Source organism: Micromonospora sp. CMU55-4, from assembly GCF_011602315.1.
GTDB lineage: Bacteria > Actinomycetota > Actinomycetes > Mycobacteriales > Micromonosporaceae > Micromonospora > Micromonospora chalcea.
The window spans coordinates 622,511-637,547 of the sequence record NZ_JAAOLH010000001.1 but is presented as its reverse complement, the minus strand read 5'-3'; the positions used below and the strand labels follow the sequence as shown (position 1 = coordinate 637,547).

16 protein-coding genes are annotated in these 15,037 nt (G+C 71.3%); 8 read left to right on the top strand and 8 right to left on the bottom strand.

The window, feature by feature from the left end:
* Positions 1-61 precede the first annotated feature (61 nt).
* The gene (gene yidD, locus HA073_RS03000) at positions 62-433 is read left to right on the top strand and encodes a membrane protein insertion efficiency factor YidD (RefSeq protein ID WP_280841871.1); all 372 of its coding nucleotides are present in this window, start codon (positions 62-64) and stop codon (positions 431-433) included.
* A gap of 90 nt (positions 434-523) precedes the next feature.
* Here yidD and HA073_RS02995 read toward each other — a convergent pair whose 3' ends face one another.
* Together HA073_RS02995 and HA073_RS02990 are read right to left on the bottom strand one after the other, a co-directional pair.
* On the bottom strand, positions 524-1,258 hold the full coding sequence (locus HA073_RS02995) for a YqjF family protein (protein WP_166455637.1): 735 nt from the start codon (positions 1,256-1,258) through the stop codon (positions 524-526).
* 32 nt (positions 1,259-1,290) lie between these two features.
* Positions 1,291-1,656 (bottom strand): VOC family protein, encoded by a 366-nt coding sequence (locus HA073_RS02990; RefSeq protein ID WP_166455636.1) that lies wholly within the window; start codon positions 1,654-1,656, stop codon positions 1,291-1,293.
* Positions 1,657-2,245: 589 nt separating this feature from the next.
* Here HA073_RS02990 and HA073_RS02985 point away from each other — a divergent pair.
* Entirely contained in the window at positions 2,246-4,414 is a 2,169-nt protein-coding gene (locus HA073_RS02985) for an MMPL family transporter (protein ID WP_166455635.1), read from the top strand.
* A gap of 22 nt (positions 4,415-4,436) precedes the next feature.
* Here HA073_RS02985 and HA073_RS02980 read toward each other — a convergent pair whose 3' ends face one another.
* Positions 4,437-5,099, bottom strand: coding sequence for a response regulator transcription factor (locus tag HA073_RS02980; RefSeq protein ID WP_166455634.1), 663 nt, complete (start codon positions 5,097-5,099; stop codon positions 4,437-4,439).
* On the bottom strand, positions 5,096-6,268 hold the full coding sequence (locus HA073_RS02975) for a sensor histidine kinase (RefSeq protein WP_166455633.1): 1,173 nt from the start codon (positions 6,266-6,268) through the stop codon (positions 5,096-5,098). The genes HA073_RS02980 and HA073_RS02975 overlap by 4 nt, the downstream gene beginning before the upstream one ends.
* Before the next feature lie 207 nt (positions 6,269-6,475).
* Here HA073_RS02975 and HA073_RS02970 point away from each other — a divergent pair, with 207 nt between their 5' ends.
* Both HA073_RS02970 and HA073_RS02965 read left to right on the top strand, forming a co-directional pair.
* Complete coding sequence (locus tag HA073_RS02970; protein ID WP_240925455.1) at positions 6,476-6,997, top strand: DUF1772 domain-containing protein; 522 nt, start codon at positions 6,476-6,478, stop codon at positions 6,995-6,997.
* Positions 6,994-7,467, top strand: coding sequence for a hypothetical protein (locus tag HA073_RS02965; protein ID WP_166455632.1), 474 nt, complete (start codon positions 6,994-6,996; stop codon positions 7,465-7,467). The genes HA073_RS02970 and HA073_RS02965 overlap by 4 nt, the downstream gene beginning before the upstream one ends.
* 25 nt (positions 7,468-7,492) lie before the next feature.
* Here the strand turns inward: HA073_RS02965 and HA073_RS02960 are convergent, their stop codons facing one another.
* The 4 genes from HA073_RS02960 to HA073_RS02945 all read right to left on the bottom strand — a co-directional run bounded on the left by HA073_RS02960 (position 7,493) and on the right by HA073_RS02945 (position 13,566).
* Positions 7,493-10,567 carry a DUF3427 domain-containing protein gene (locus HA073_RS02960; RefSeq protein WP_166455631.1) on the bottom strand — a complete coding sequence of 1,025 codons (3,075 nt, stop codon included), beginning with the start codon at positions 10,565-10,567 and terminating at the stop codon, positions 7,493-7,495.
* Positions 10,568-10,672: 105 nt separating this feature from the next.
* Positions 10,673-11,224, bottom strand: a complete 552-nt coding sequence (locus HA073_RS02955; RefSeq protein ID WP_166455630.1) for a GNAT family N-acetyltransferase — start codon at positions 11,222-11,224, stop codon at positions 10,673-10,675.
* A gap of 45 nt (positions 11,225-11,269) precedes the next feature.
* Positions 11,270-12,169 (bottom strand): phosphotransferase enzyme family protein, encoded by a 900-nt coding sequence (locus tag HA073_RS02950; RefSeq protein ID WP_166455629.1) that lies wholly within the window; start codon positions 12,167-12,169, stop codon positions 11,270-11,272.
* Positions 12,166-13,566 (bottom strand): helix-turn-helix domain-containing protein, encoded by a 1,401-nt coding sequence (locus HA073_RS02945; protein ID WP_240925454.1) that lies wholly within the window; start codon positions 13,564-13,566, stop codon positions 12,166-12,168. The genes HA073_RS02950 and HA073_RS02945 overlap by 4 nt, the downstream gene beginning before the upstream one ends.
* A 347-nt stretch (positions 13,567-13,913) precedes the next feature.
* On the opposite strand from HA073_RS02945, the gene HA073_RS02940 reads away from it, so the two are divergent.
* Genes HA073_RS02940 through HA073_RS02925 form a run of 4 tightly spaced genes read left to right on the top strand, consistent with a single transcriptional unit; the run spans position 13,914 to position 15,030 of the window.
* Entirely contained in the window at positions 13,914-14,144 is a 231-nt protein-coding gene (locus HA073_RS02940; RefSeq protein WP_043326291.1) for a hypothetical protein, read from the top strand.
* Complete coding sequence (locus HA073_RS02935; protein ID WP_043326289.1) at positions 14,141-14,383, top strand: DivIVA domain-containing protein; 243 nt, start codon at positions 14,141-14,143, stop codon at positions 14,381-14,383. Before HA073_RS02940 ends, HA073_RS02935 begins: the two co-directional genes overlap by 4 nt.
* A complete protein-coding gene (locus HA073_RS02930; RefSeq protein WP_166455627.1) occupies positions 14,376-14,630 on the top strand; it encodes a hypothetical protein in 255 nt (84 codons plus the stop codon). The genes HA073_RS02935 and HA073_RS02930 overlap by 8 nt, the downstream gene beginning before the upstream one ends.
* Positions 14,631-14,649: 19 nt before the next feature.
* The gene (locus HA073_RS02925; RefSeq protein ID WP_166455626.1) at positions 14,650-15,030 is read left to right on the top strand and encodes a hypothetical protein; all 381 of its coding nucleotides are present in this window, start codon (positions 14,650-14,652) and stop codon (positions 15,028-15,030) included.
* Positions 15,031-15,037 lie beyond the last annotated feature (7 nt).

Here is a 15,037-nt window from a genome sequence, read left to right as displayed (position 1 = left end):
CACACCGGACCCGGTCCGGTCGCCTCATTCGACACTGGCGGGCGTGTCGCATCATGACGTGGTGATCTTCCGAAAGCGGCACCGCCACAAGAAGAAGAGCCGGGACTGGTGCAACTGCGACGTGCCCACCTGTGACGGGCCGGGCTGCTGCGACCTGGGCCTCTTCTCGATGCTGCTCACCCTCGGTTCGGTGACCGCCGGCGTCGTGCGCCGACCCGCCGTGGACCGCGCCGGCCGGGCCGCCATCCTCGGTTACCGGCGCTGGCTGTCGCACCGCTGGCCGGCGACCTGCCGCTACTCGCCCACGTGCAGCGCGTACGGGCTCGCAGCGGTCGAGCGGTACGGGCTGGCGGTGGGCGGCCGGATGGCCGCCGACCGGGTACGCCGATGCCGTCCCGACGTGCCGCACGGCACTCACGACCCGCTGCGCTGACGCGCCCTCGCCACGTCGGGGAGGTGGCGGTGTCCCGGTGCGCCGGATGCCGCCACTCCGGCGACCTGGTGTCGATCAAGGCGGTGGCGGTCATCCGGCCGACGTGGGGCCGCCGAAGACGACGGGGACGCCGGGGGAGTAGAGCACGCTCACCGGTGGGCCGTCCGGCGCGGGCAGGCCGGCGGCGGTGACCAGTTCGTCGTCCAGGTCAAGCAGTTCGGCACGGTGCAGCGGCCACTGTGGATGCCAGTTCGGCACGTGCAGGGTGCGGCCGTACGCGCGGGTGTGCAGACCCCAGCGCGCGGTGAGGAAGTGCTCCAGCGGCGTCGGCTCGGCGATCGGCGCGCCGACGCGCACCGTCATCCGGCTGGACGCGCCGGACGGACCGGGCCAGCGGCGGCGGCACCGGTAGGTGAGCGTGTCGCCGGAGCGGTCCAGCCGCATCGCCGACCACTTGTACGGCAGGCGCAGACTCAGCTGGGCCACCAGCACCGGCACCAGCCGGGACGCGTCGAGCGAGCGGAACACGACGGCGCGCCGCCCGGAGCCGTCGACGGAGTAGAGCCGGACGTTCGTCTCCCAGAACGTGCCGAAGTACGGCACGCCCGGGCCGACGCCGAACCCCAGCCCGACCATCTGGAACCCGATCAGCCCGACGTAGGTGAGCCCGTCGAACGTGTCCGGCCGGGTGCCGGCGGGCAGCAGTGGAGCCACCCGCTCCGGCGGGACCGCCCAGTGTAGGAACGCCAGGTCGTGCCAGCGCTGTGCCAGCCAGGACCGGCGGATGGCGCGTACCGGAGCGTGCTCGACCGGTTCGATCTCCACCGGTCCATCCTGTCTCGCCGACGCAACCGGACTCACTCCGGACGGTGGCAGACCGCCTCGACGTTGTTGCCGTCCGGGTCGCGGACGAACGCGCCGTAGTAGGTGGCGTGGTATTCCGGCCACTCCTTCGGCGCGTGCAGCACCTCCGCGCCGACCGCGACAGCCGCGTCGTGGAACGCGCGCACCGTGGCACGGTCGGCGGCGGTGAACGCGATGTGCACGGGCACCGGCGTGGCACCGGCCGGGGCGGGCTCCACCCAGAAGTCTGGCGCGTCGACGCCGTAACCGATCGGGCCGGGCTCCATGAGCCGCCGCGCGCCCAGCGGGGCGAGCACCGTGTCGTAGAAGGCGCCGCTGGCCGCCAGGTCGCGCACCGCTACGGAGAAGTGGTCGAGCACGTCGCCTCCCTGCGATCGTCGTTGACCGCGCCAGGCTACGAGCCCTCTACGACACTTCCGCCGCCCGGTTTGGTCGCGCCCGCCGCTGCCGGGCAGCCGTCGCGGTGACGCCAGCCGTCGTCGAGCGCCCTGGCTCGGTGGTCCAGCCTCGTTGAAGATGTGTGCCATCCAGAGCGATATACCTCAGAGTCATGATTATGACTTTGAGGTATATCGCTTCTGCCTCCATGTCTTTCCGGCGGCGGTAAGGACCGTCGGGCGGGACGCGCGTCGCCGCCGGGCGGTGAATGAACTCGCCCACCGCGCCCCGGATTTCCGCACGCCACCCACCACGTAGTGGGTTCTGTCCTCGGCGCCGAGCCGTACCGTGCTCTGCGCCAGCAGCGCGCCGAACACGACGGCGTACCCGATCAGCGGCGGGGCGTCGGGGTTGGTGGACCGTCAGCACGGGGGCGAGCACCGGCGCCGCGAGCACGGGCCACCAGCGCGGTGGAGACCGGATCGTCGACGAAGTCCGCGAGCCGTCCGAAAGGGATTGCTCACGCAGCGTAGGATCGCGTGCGACACAGCCGAACACACGGGGGAAACGATGTTCGAGCGCCTGGGCAGATTCGTCGTGGGCAAGGCGTGGTGGGTGATTGGCGGCTGGGTCGTCGCCGCGATAGCGATCATCGCCGCCAGCCCGTCACTGAGCGACATCACCTCCGCCGACCAGGAGAGCTTCCTGCCGAGCTCCTACGAGTCGGTGCAGGCCACTGAGCTGGCCGGGAAGTCGTTCCCGCAGGCGGCCACCGCCACCGCCACCGTCGTGGTCAAACGCGGCGACGGCAAGCCGCTCACCGCGGCCGACGAGGCGCGCGTGGGGCAGCTCGCCGCCGCGCTCAAGGCGCGGAACATCCCGCAGACCTCCGGCTACCTGACCGGGCCGCAGGCCGTCGCGCCGGACAAATCGGTGCAGGTGGTCACCGTCGGTCTCGACGCCGACAGCCCCGACGACCCGGGCCTGCTCGACGCCGTACGCGATCTGCGTGCCGCCCTCGGGCCGGACCTGGCCGGCAGCGGCCTTACCGCCGGGGTGGCCGGCGACGTGGCCAGCTTCGTCGACAACGAGGACACGTTCAACGACGCGTTCGCGGTGGTCGGCGTCGCCACCATCATCCTCATCATCGGGCTGATCCTGATCATTTTCCGCAGTCCGATCGCCGCGCTGCTGCCGGTGGTGGTCATCAGCGTGGTCATGTCCGTCACCACCGGCCTGGTCGCCGCCGCCGGCAAGGCGTTCGACCTCAACGTCAGCCAGGACCTGCAGACCATCCTGCTGATCGTGCTGTTCGGCATCGGCACCGACTACATCCTGTTCCTGCTGTTCCGCTACCGGGAGCGGCTGCGCGCCGGTGACGACAAGCGCACCGCGATGGTCGTCTCGGTGCAGCGGGTCGGCGAGGTCATCACCTCCGCCGCCGGTGCCGTCATCGTGGCGTTCCTGGTGCTGCTGCTCGCCTCGCTCGGCTTCTTCGGCTCGCTCGGCCCGGCGCTCGCCATCGCCGTCGGCGTCATGCTCGTCACCTCGCTGACCCTGATCCCGGCACTGGTGTCGCTGCTCGGCCGATGGGTGTTCTGGCCGTCGAAGGCGTGGCAGCGCCCACCGAAGGCGACCCTGTCCCGGCGGCTCGGCGCCGCCGTCGGCCGTCGTCCGGCTGTCGTCGCAGCCGCCTCCGGTGTGCTGCTCGTCGCGCTCGCCGCCGGGGTGCTCGGCTACAAGGCCGACTACGACTTCAGCGCCGGCTTCCCGCAGGACACCGAGTCTGCGCGGGCCGCCCAGGACCTCCAGCGCGGCTTCGCCGCCGGTGCGCTCGCGCCCACCGAGGTCTACCTGACCACCGGCAACGGCACCCCGCTCACCGACCAGCAGGTAAACGACTTCGCCGCTGCGTCGGCCAAGGCGCCGGGCGTCGGGCGGGCGCAGCCGCCGGAGCGCAGCGCCACCGACCCCAGCGTCGCCCGGATCAGCCTGCTGCTCAACGAGAACCCCATGTCCAACGAGGCGATCACGCTGGTCCGCGACGACCTGCGGGACGCGCTGCACGCCGCCGCGCCGCCGGGCACCAAGGCCCTCGTCGGCGGCGCTACCGCGATCTTCGCGGACATCAACTCGGCGAACAACAGGGACCTCTCGGTCATCCTCCCGGTCGCCGCCGGCCTGATCGCGCTCATCCTCGGGTTGCTGCTGCGCAGCCTCGTCGCGCCGGTCTACCTGGTGATCGCGGTACTGCTCAACTTCGCCGCCACGCTCGGCGCGACCGTGTACGTGTTCCAAGGGCTCCAGGGCAACCCCGGCGTGACGTTCCAGCTGCCGATCATCCTCTACCTGTTCGTGGTGGCGATCGGCACCGACTACAACATCCTGATGATCGCCCGGCTTCGCGAGGAGGCGCGCGAAGGCCACGAACCGCACGAGGCCGCCGCGATCGGGGTGGAACACGCCGGCCCGACAGTCGCCGCGGCCGGGCTGATCCTGGCCGGCACGTTCGGGGTGCTGATGCTCGCGCCGATCTCGTTCCTGCAGCAGATGGGTTTCGCGGTGGCGATCGGGATCGTGCTGTCCGCGTTCGTCATGTCGATGTTCTTCGTACCGGCGCTGACCGGGCTGATCGGCCACACGGCATGGTGGCCGGGGCACGGCGACGAACGGCGTAACGGCGGTGGCGGTGGCGGCCGGCACGCCGCGCCCGAGCCGGCCGACGCGACGCCGGTCTGACACTCACCCGCCCCGGCGCGGCTCAGCCCTCGCCGGGGCGGACCAGCCCGCTCTCGTACGCGATCACGACGAGCTGCGCCCGATCCCGGGCGTTCAACTTCTGCAGTAGCCGGCTCACGTAGGTGCGGGCGGTATCGGGGCTCAGGAACAGCGCCTGCCCGATCTCCGTGTTCGACCGTCCGGCGCCCACCTGCGCGAGCACGTCCCGCTCCCGCGCGGTCAGTCCGGCCAGCCGCGCCGGGTCAGCCACCGGCGAGCGGGCCGCCGCCGCGAGCACCCGCCGGGTGACGGCGGGGGACAGCAGCGCGTCGCCACCGGCCACCGTCCGGACCGCGTCCCGCAGGGCGTCCGGTGCGGTGTCCTTCAGCAGGAAACCGGCCGCCCCGGCGCGGATCGCCTCGAACAGGTACTCGTCGTCGTCGAACGTCGTCAGCATGAGCACCTGCACGCCGTCCAGCGTCGGGTCGGTGAGGATCCGCCGGGTCGCCTCCAGCCCGTCCCCGCCGGGCATCCGTACGTCCATCAGCACGATGTCGGGCCGCTGCTCGCGTACCACGGCGAGGCCGCTGCGGCCGTCGCCCGCCTCGCCCACCACCTCGATGTCCGGCGCCCGGTCGAGCAGCGCCCGCAGGCCGGTACGGACGAGGTGCTGGTCGTCGACGAGGACGACGCGGACCGGGCTCACGCGGCGACTCCCGCCAGCGGCAGGCTGACCGCCACCCGGAAGCCGGTGCCGCCGGATGCGGCGGTGCCGTTCTGGACTGTGCCGTTTTCGACGGTGCCGCCCAGCAGGGCGACGCGCTCGGCCATGCCGCGAAGGCCCTGACCCCTCCCGTCCGCCCGACCGGCGGGTGGGCCGCCGCGACCGTCGTCCACCACTTCAAGCGCGAGCCGAGCGGCCGTGGCGCGCACCGTGACGGTGACCCGGGTGGCCCCGGCATGGCGCAGCACGTTCGTCAGCGCCTCCTGCACGACCCGGTAGACGGTGCTGCCCACCACCGCCGGCAGTCTGTCCACCGGCCCCTCGACGCGCAGGTCGACTGCCAGCCCGCCCTGGCGTACGCCGTCCACGAGCGCCGGGAGCCGGTCGAAGCCGGGTACCGGCTCCCGCGGCCCCGGTTCGCGGCGCAGCGTGCCGAGCGTGGCCCGCAACTCCGCCATCGCGCTGCCGCTCACCGACCGGATCGCTGCGAGCGCGCTCTCCGCCTGCGCCGGATCGCTGTCAGCGAGCGCCTCCTGGGCGACTGCGGACTGCAACGTGATCACCGACATGGTGTGGCCGAGCGTGTCGTGCACCTCCCGGGCGATGCGCAGCCGTTCCGCCTCGACCTGACGGGCCGCCTCCCGGTGGCGCTCCTCGTCGGCCGCGACCGCCTGGCGGATCAACGCCGCCCGTAGCGACCTGCGGTTGCGTACCGCATCACCGAGGGCGATGACGGCGAGCAGCAACGCCGCCTCCGAGCCCAGTTGCGTACCGACGACGACGCCGATGTCGTCGCCCTCGGCCAGCCGCGCGACCACCGATACGGCCAGCAGGCTCCCGGCGACCACAGCAGCAGGGACCACCCGCCCGCGTTCCGACGCCCGGTAGAGAACTGCGGCGGCCGGAGCGGCCACGCCGACCGGCGGCAGGTCCAGCGCGTAGTACAGGAGGATGGCGACCGCCGTGGCCAGCAGCGCCGGCACCGGCCACCGCCTGGCGCACAGCACCAGCCCACCGAGCACCGCGCCGACCACCACGGCGAGCGCCGCGCCGCCGGCAGCGGGCCGCTCGGCCGCCACGGCCACCGCGACCAGGCCGAGCGTGGCCGCGGCGAGCAGCGCATCGGCACGTGTGGGCAGGGCGTCGGGCACGCTTCGAGCCTAGGTCCGCGCGGCCCTTCGCCGCTGTCGTCCGCAGGCGTCAGGGACAACCCCGAGGCGTACGCCGAGAAGCGACAACCGGTCGCGCGGCCACGCGGACGACGGTGCCCGGCCCCCGACCTAGCGTCGATGGCGTCCCCGAAACGTGAGGAGAACCTCGTGGTACGCACACGACTGACCTGGATAGCCCTAATTGCGATGGTTTGGGCTTCGATGATGTCGTTCGGCGGGGTCGCCGCCGAGACAGTCATGCTCTACCCGAACATCTTCAACGACGCGCCCGCCTCCCTCGACCGGGCCCGCGAGTTCCTCGTCCACGGCGGCCCGCACGACTACTTCCCGCCGCTCGGCGCGTCGGTGATCCTCAGCAGCGTCGCCGCGACCCTGCTCACCTGGCGCGACGGCCGGCTGCGCTGGTGGATCGCCGGCGCCACAGCCGTCTTCGTCGTCTGCGAGTTCCTGTTCTCGGCGGTCTTCTTCTGGCCGCGCAACGAGATCATGTTCGTGGACCCGGTGGGGACGCACTCGCCGGAATACCTGCGGCAGGTCGCCGCGGAGTTCGTCGCCGGGCACTGGGTGCGCGTCGCCGGAGGGGCGGTCACCGCCGTCCTGGCGTTCGTTGCGCTGTTGAAGTTCGTGCGCTCGACCGCGCCGGCCCCGGTTTCGGCTCCCGCGCCTGCTTCTGTTTCGGTTGCGGATTCTTCCGAGGCGACGCGATGAGCGGGGCCCGCCGTACCCTCGGGTTCTCCTGGCCGGCGCTGGTCGCGCTCGCCGCGCTGGCCGCCCCGCGCGTGGCTCTGCACGACCTGGGCGTCGTGCCGGAGGGCACGATCGTGGCCGCGCTGCTGGCGGTCGGGCCGCCGCTGTGCTGGGTGGCCGCCGTGCTGTGGCGGCGACCGCCGCGCCCGTTCCTGACGCTTGTCGTGGTCGGGGCGCTGTACGGGGTGTTCCTCGCGGTCAGTCACCAGGTGTTCTGGGACTCGTCGCTGGGGATGGACGCGCCGGGGCTGGCCGGGCTGGCGCCGAAGGCGCGGGAGGCGTTGTTGCGGGGTGCTGCGGTGATGTCGAGCCTGGTCACCGGGACGATGGTCGGGGTGATCGCCGGTGGGGCAGCGGTGTTGCTGAGCCGGGTGCTGCCTGCGCCCGGCCGACGTCCTGGGCAAGCCGGTGGTTCTCGCCCGCCCGCCTGAGCAGGCGAGCGGGCGAGAACCCGGATCAGGCGGCGATGGCGCGAGCGGCGGCGTACATGTCGGCGGGCAGCGGAGTCCGCAGCTCCCAGAGGATCCGCATCGGCCGGTCGCCGCTGTGCTCCCGGTACGTCATCGGCCCCGCGTACAGGTACGGCGGAGCGCCGAGATCCCGGTCGGCGATCTTGGTCTCGCGGACGAACAGGTGGACGGTCGAGCCCTGCGCGACGTGGTTGACGTACCGCCGCCCGGTGGCCGAGCCCGACGACGTGGTGCTCTGCGACTCCCACTGGAACAGGCGGTCGGTGATGGCGCGGTCGGCGTACATCGTGGTGGGGGAGTAGTGCTCCTCGGACTTTACGAGCGTGACGAAGAACAGATCCGCTCGCTCGTCGGGCAGCCACTTGACGCCCTCGCGCAGCGAGCCCGGGTTGGTCATGCCGAACGCCGCGCACGCCTCGTTGCGGCTGTAGCGGGCGTGCACCCGCAGCGGTACCCGGCTGGAGGCCGGTCGATCGGTGACCCGGTGGATGCGGTCGCGCAGCACCTCGGCCACCTGCCGCAGTTCGGCGCAGCGCGCCGGTTCCGCCCACAGCCGCTTGAGCCGGGCGTCGCGTTCGGTCAGCGGCACCGACGGACCCCACAAGCTGAAGTGCAACATGTCGAGCAGCCGTCCGGCGGCGGGGCGCTGGCCGGCGGCGACCCGGGCGAGCAGATCCAACCTGTCGACGTCGTCGGTGTGCAGCATCCGGCCGATGGTCCGGCTCAGGTCCCTGTCGTCCGGGCCACCGGCCGTCGTGTCGAGGCCGGCCAGGCGGCGTAGCCCGGCCCAGCCGCCGATGCTCCCCGACCGGTAGACGTCCTCAATCTCCAGGCCGGTCTCGCGCAGGAAGTCGGACAGGCTCACGTCACCGAGCTGCCGTAGCTCGGCCACCAGCGCGTTCTTCGACGTCGGCATCGCCGAGTTGAGATTGCGGAGGACGATGTCCTTCGCCACCCGGTCCAGTTCGATGTGGCAGCCGCTTGGCAGCGAGGGGAAGTCCTCCCGCACGGCGGCTTCGACAGCCCGTCGGCTCACCCCGGCAAGTGCCCGCCAGCGCAGATCGAAGCGGAAGTTCGCGTGCTGGCCGCCGATGAAGTCGAGCACTGTCAGACACGGCTTGCCGTCGTCCAGCCGCAGGCCCCGGCCGAGTTGTTGGAGGAAGATCGTGGCGCTCTCGGTGGGGCGCAGCATGAGGATGGTGTCGACCATCGGCAGGTCGACGCCCTCGTTGAACAGGTCGACGGTGAAGAGCACTCTCAGCTCGCGCTTGCGGAAGCGGTCAATCAGTGCGTGTCGGTCCGCGCGGCCGACAGTCGACGTCACGGCCGCCGACGGCACACCGTGTTTGGTGAACCAGTCGGCCATGAATTCGGCGTGCCCGATGCTCACGCAGAAGCCGAGCGCGCGCATCTGCCCGACATCAGCGATGCGCCGGACCGCGTGCAGGATGAGCCGTGCCCGAGCGTCGTTGCCGGTGTAGACGCCATCCAGCTCGGCCTTGTCATACCCCTGCCCGCGCTTCCACCGCACCCGTGCCAGGTCCACGTCGTCGTGCACCCCGAAGTACTGGAACGGCGCCAGCAACTGCCGTTCGAGGGCTTCCCACAGGTGAAGCTCCACCGATGCGCGGCCGTCGAACCACCGACGCACGTCGCCGCCGTCGCTCCGCTCGGGGGTCGCTGTCAAACCCAGGAGTACGCGCGGCCGAAGCCGCTCCAGCAACGCCGTGTAGGTGGCCGCCTCGGCGTGATGGAACTCGTCAACGATGACCATGTCGTACGCCTCGGGGTCGATCTCCTGCCGGTGCAGCGACTGGATCGACGCGAAGATGTGCTTCCAGCCCTGCGGCCGATCGCCGCCGACAAGCGTCTCGCCGAACGTGCCGTCGCCCATGACCTGGCGGAACACCGACCGGCTCTGTCGCAGGATCTGCTCCTGGTGTGCGACGAAGAGCAGCGAGTCGACATGCCCCGCCCGCTGGAGCCGGCGATAGTCAAGCGCTGCCACCACGGTTTTGCCGGTGCCGGTCGCCATCACCACCAGGTTGCGCCAGCGGCCGTGCACCAGCCGTTCGGCGTTGAGGTCGTCAAGAACCTCCTGCTGGTACGGGAACGGCCGGACGTCCAGGTTCGCGATTTCGGTTGGCGCGTCGTCGTCGCGTTCCCCACGCAACGCGACGCGCAGGCGCTCGGCGTCGGTGGCCGGGTCGTAGGTCTCGAACGCCGAGTCGTGCCAGTAGTCGGCGAACGTCGCCTCGAACGTGTCGACGACGTGCGGCTGCTCCAGGTTCGAGATGCGCACGTTCCACTCCACGCCGTCGACAAGCGCGGCCTTGGACAGGTTCGAGGAGCCGACGTACGCGGTGGTGGTGCCGTTCTTGCGTCGGAACAGCCATGCCTTCGCGTGCAGGCGGGTGGTGCGGGTTTCGTAGGAGACCTTGATCTCGGCGCCCAACTCGGCGAGCCGATCCAGTGCCCGCTGGTCGGTGGCGCCCATATACGTGGTCGTGATGACGCGGACCCGGCCACCTCTCGCGATCAACTCGGTGATCGCGGGCTCGATGATGCGCAGCCCGTGCCACTTGATGAACGCGCAGAGCAGGTCCACCTCGTCCGCCGAGGCCATCTCGTGGCTGACCTCGTGACCGATCCGCGGCTGGTGCCGGCCGTTGACCAGGAGCGCGCCGGTGGAGAGCGGTGTCGAGGGGCGGATCGGGAAGACAGGCGCGGCCGGCGGGGTGGGCGGCGCGGCGATGGCGTGCAGCAGACGTTGGGCGTCGGCCACCTGGTCGTCGGCGGTAACGGCACGCGGCTCGGCCTGAGCGATGTGCGCGGCGATGCGGTTCGCCAGGTCGACCTGCCGGGCGAGCTTGTTGTCACCGCCGCCGACGCCGAGGAGCGCTCGCCGGGCCAGGCCAGCTATGTGCCGGGCCAGGAGTTCATGCGCGTCAGCGGGATCCAGCTTCTCGTCGCGGACTAGGGCGTTGTCGATGTGCCGGAGCTGCGTCGCCAGCTTCTCCGTGATCAGGTGCTCGTAGATGCCCTGTTCAAGATCCCCCACGAAGGCAAGCTAGCCGCGATGAACGCCGGGCGGAAGCCGGTGCGGTAGGTGTCAGGAGCTTTCTCCTTCCGCCTGTCAGATCATCGACACGGTCTCCGGGATACCTCATCGACGCGCTGGCCCGATGGGCTTGGTGCGGACCTCGAACAGCGGTGCGCCATCCCGCGCGGGCTGCAGCCGGCCGGCCGGCTGCCATCCCCAGGAGTCGTACGCGCGCTGGGCAGGGGCGTTGTCGGGCCGTACGAGCAGCGTGGCGCGTTGTTCCTGCCGCGTGCTCAGGAGCCGGTCGTGGAGTGCCCGGGCGATCCCCCGGCGTTGCCACGAGCGCCGAACCAGCAATTCGCAGACCGCGAAAGTCCGGTGCCCGTCTTCGTCCGTGAAGCCGTCCGGCACCGGCTCATGAATGCCGTCCCACCAACGTGTATCGGCGGCGAGCGGAAAGCCGTAGATGTAGCCAACCAGCTCGTCATCGACTCGGGCCGTTACCAGCTCCCAGCCTTCCCGGAGCATGTGCGCCGCGAGTTGCTGTTCGTACCGCTCGGCCGTGTAACGCGGGCCGTCGTCGGCGTGCGCGTCGAGGTAAACGTCCACAAGCTGGTCTACCAGGCCCTCGGCTCCCGCTGCGGTCTCCTGCCGTAGTCGCAGATTCTCCAGCACGATCACAGGATCCCACCCGGGCGGCAGTCACTCGCCGAGAGGCTCTCAGACGAGATCGGCGAATGGCTTCCAACGTAGACCGTGGTCGCCTTGGATGACCGACTGCAATCGCTGGTCAAACTCGGCTGCGACCTTCCCCGAACTTGCGAGAAGCGGCGTGGCAGCAGCGATCATCTTGAGCTCTCGGGCTTCCCGCAGAAGTGGCCAGTCGCGGTCGGACGTCACGTCATACCCGTACGCCTCGGCGAGCGCCCGATGCGCCCCGGTCTTCCCGAAGCGGACCTCACCCACGGCGACCGCTGCCAGGTCCACCTGCCAAGGCCCGAGACAAGTGGCGTCGAAGTCGCAGAGCAGGATGCCGCGCGAGGCATCCCGGAGAAGGTTGCCGACGTGCGCGTCCCCGTGGATGAGCGACTGCTCCCCGCGCTGGTTGAGGTCGGCGACCTGCGGCTCCAGGCGGTCGCACCACGCCGCCAGGTAGTCGTGGTCCTCTGCGCTCAACCCGTCGGCATCCGCCAGGCGTCGACGCGCGTCCCCGATCGGATCCCAGGTGGCCAGCGGGAAGGGCGGGGGTCCGAGCGCATGAAACCGCCGCAGCGCCGAGCCGAGGTCATTCATCGTCGGAGTAGGCGCGGCGGGTGGCACGTAGACCCACACCGAGGCCACCAAGTCACCGACCGCAACCGGCTGCGCCACGCCGGGCGCCAGCCGGATCGTGGGCGCGTCCAGCTCGGCGAACCATCGCGCAAGCTGAACGACCTTCGTCACCCGGTCCCGGAGCCGGTGCGTCCGCGCGATGCGGATGACGAGCCCGGATTCCGGCAACGCAAACACGGCGTTGTTGGTCAGCCGAAGGAGGCGGGCATCCTCGGTCGGCACCTCAAGTCCGCCGGCGATCTCCCGCATGGCGAGGGTCATCGCTTCTTCCGAGAACCGTCCGTTCATACCGTGGCCGCAGCTCGTGCGGTGAGCGTCCGTTCGAATTCGGCAACGACGGCAAGGTGGCGGTGCCGTCGGAGATCACGGCGCAGGTTGAGTACTCGATCAACGACTCGACTGGAACTCAGCGCTCGCGACTGCTCGACCACGCGCGTGCCGACAGCGACCGCCCGCTCGGGCTCATCGGTGAGGAAGAGCGCGCTGCACAGGCCGACCTCGTTCAGGACCATGCTGCGGACGTTCGCCGGGCCGAAGGCGACGATCGCCTCTTCGACGCTCCGCACCGCCTGCGTCGCGTGCGTGCCGGCCTGCCGAGCCATGTCGCGGTACACGCGACCGTACTGCGCTAGCAACTCGCCACGGTCGTAGAAGGCCATCCAGGTTGGCTCGCGCTCGGGATCCACACGCTCGAACTGATCACTCGCCTGACCGAGGAGGGCCAGCGCGTTCTGGTGGTCGCCGAGTGCGGCTGACGAGGCTGCCTCCGCGCCCCAGAGCAGCGCCTTCACGGCAGGGGTCGCCCGGGATCCCAGCTCTGAGTGGGCCAGCCGCAGCGTGGCCAGAGCATCGTGGTTATGCCGAAGGTGTTGCAGTTGCTTGGCCTGCGAGTAGCGGATCAGAGCCGCCAGCGGAGCGTCGTCAGCGGACATCGCGGCCCGCTCGCCGGCGGCGAAATGCCGTTGAGCATCCGCGTGCCGGCCGGCGTCGAGCGCCGTCCAGCCAGCCAACTGGCGAGCTGCCGCGATGGCCGCGACCAGGCGGGGTGTCACCCCGGGCGAGTGCGACCAGTCGAGCATGCGGTACACCGACTCCGCGAACCGGGCGACCTCCCGATAGAGCAGACCGCCACCGCATTCGTAGTCGACCGACCGGTAGAGCTCCAGTACCGCGTTTAGTCGAGTCACGTCCGCGCTGCCGATTCGGCGAGGACGGGGATCCTCAGGGGCTCCGACCAGCCCGGCTCCCGCCGAAACCGCCGCGATGCCAGCCAGGAGGGTCCGCCGGCCCATGTCTGGTGCGGCGCGGCTCCCGTCGGCCCGAGGGCTGCCCGGGGAGGCGGGACCGACGGCGAACCAGAGAGATCCCGGCGGGACGCGGAGCACGGTCGCCCAGTGCGCCAGCCGGTCGAGATGCACCAGGGCGGGGCCGTTCTCGATCCGGCTCAACTGCGCCTGCGTGATCCCCAGCCACCCCGCGACGACGCTCTGCGGCAGCGGGCTCCGCCCGTGGTACGGGTGGTGTCGGTACGCCCGGATCACCTGCCCGAGGTGCCGTCCGGCCAGCGCCGCCCGGAGCGGCTCATGGTCCCAGAACGAGTCGGGCACGGCGGGCGGCGTGCTGAGGCGGTCGCGCTCGGCGGCCTGACAGGGCGCGCAGCGCCCCGTGTCGTTGTCGCGCGCCAAGCGCCCGCCGCAGCGGGGGCAGTTCGCAGGTGTCACCGGCAACCTCGCCGTTCGCGGAGAACCTGTGTCCGAAGTCGAGCCTAGCCATTCAACCCGTTCCGGAGCGGCCTGGTATACGCACCGCGCATATCGCCGGATGTCTCGCGGCGGTGACCGAGCGTATGCGTTGTGTGCATGACAGCCACGATCACCACGGCATGCGGCTCCTGCCGGGAGGGACCGAGAGTCGGCGCATGGCCCGGGGCGGGTGCCGGGCTCCGGTGGCACCGCGTCCCCCGATCGTGGCTCCCGCCGTCCCCGCCCGCTCCGGTGCCACTCCACGAGAACCGACCCGGAGGCGCCAGCCGATGTCCGCCGTACTCGCCGACTTTCCCGTCCTCACCCCGGTCACCGACGAGGATCTGCTCGTCGCCGCGCTGGCCGTGCGCGTACACGTTCCCGAGCACTGGCCGCAGGGACCGCTGTGTCGCAGCGAGCGCGTCCCGTACCCCTGCCGGCTGGCCCGGTGGGGGAGGGCGACGCTCGCCGCGGCCGGGCTGCCCGACGAGGCCGTGGCGGCCGGGATGGTGGCGTTGTGATCTACGTGACCGGGGAGCGGGTGCAGGCGTACCAGGTGCGCAGCGCCGTCTTCGACACCCGCTGGCGCGGGCTGGACCCGGCGCAGGTGCACGACTACCTGTGCCGGGTCGCCGACGAGATGGACCGCCTGCACCGCGAACTGGCCACCGCCCGGACCGAGTCGGAGCGCGTCCGTCAGGCCCTGCGGCAGTGGCAGTCCCGCCACAACGGGTGCCGGCGACGCGGCCACGATGACTGAGCCTCGCTGGATCATCCACCTGCCGACCACGCTCACCAGCCGGGACGCCGCCGCCGACCTGGCCGCCGCGCTCGCCGGGTCGCTCGGGCACGTCAACGTCGTTGATTTCGGCGAGACCACGCTCAGCGAGGAGGACGCACAGCACCTGCGGCACCGGGTCTGGTGTGATCAACGGTTACCAGAGGGTGGACGCTGTGGGCTGCGGGACGGTCACGGTGGGTCGTGCGGGGCGACGGAGCCGCGCTGACGCCGGTACCGTCCCCGGCGTGCTGGACACCGAAGAACTACTCGCCGAGTTCACGTCGCCCCGCCCGTACACGATGGCGGTCGTCGCCGACGCGCCGGCCGCGCCCGGCGTGCACCTGGTGCTCGACGGTGGCGTCGTGGTCTACGTCGGCTACACCGGCAACCTGCGCTCCCGGCTGCGGCAGCACCTCACCGGCAACCGCGACTCGTCGGTGCTGCACGACCAGGTCGGCCAGCTCCTCGACGCGCCGGGCCGCGCCGCGACCCGCGACGACATCGCCGGGTGGCTGGGGCGGCGCGAGGTCCGGTGGCTGGAGACCGACCACCCCGAGGGTACGAAGGACGCGCTGGTCCTGGCGTTGCGTCCCCGCTTCAACCGCCAGGTGCCGAAGCCTCGCTGAGGCGGCG

What these genes read in the sequence shown, in the direction of transcription:
- HA073_RS02985 (WP_166455635.1), top strand. Translation starts at nt 2,246, where the DNA reads ATGTTCGAGCGCCTGGGCAGATTCGTCGTGGGCAAGGCGTGGTGGGTG.
- HA073_RS02970 (WP_240925455.1), top strand. Translation starts at nt 6,476, where the DNA reads ATGGTTTGGGCTTCGATGATGTCGTTCGGCGGGGTCGCCGCCGAGACA.
- HA073_RS02940 (WP_043326291.1), top strand. Translation starts at nt 13,914, where the DNA reads ATGTCCGCCGTACTCGCCGACTTTCCCGTCCTCACCCCGGTCACCGAC.
- HA073_RS02950 (WP_166455629.1), bottom strand. Translation starts at nt 12,169, where the DNA reads ATGAACGGACGGTTCTCGGAAGAAGCGATGACCCTCGCCATGCGGGAG.
- HA073_RS02965 (WP_166455632.1), top strand. Translation starts at nt 6,994, where the DNA reads ATGAGCGGGGCCCGCCGTACCCTCGGGTTCTCCTGGCCGGCGCTGGTC.
- HA073_RS02930 (WP_166455627.1), top strand. Translation starts at nt 14,376, where the DNA reads ATGACTGAGCCTCGCTGGATCATCCACCTGCCGACCACGCTCACCAGC.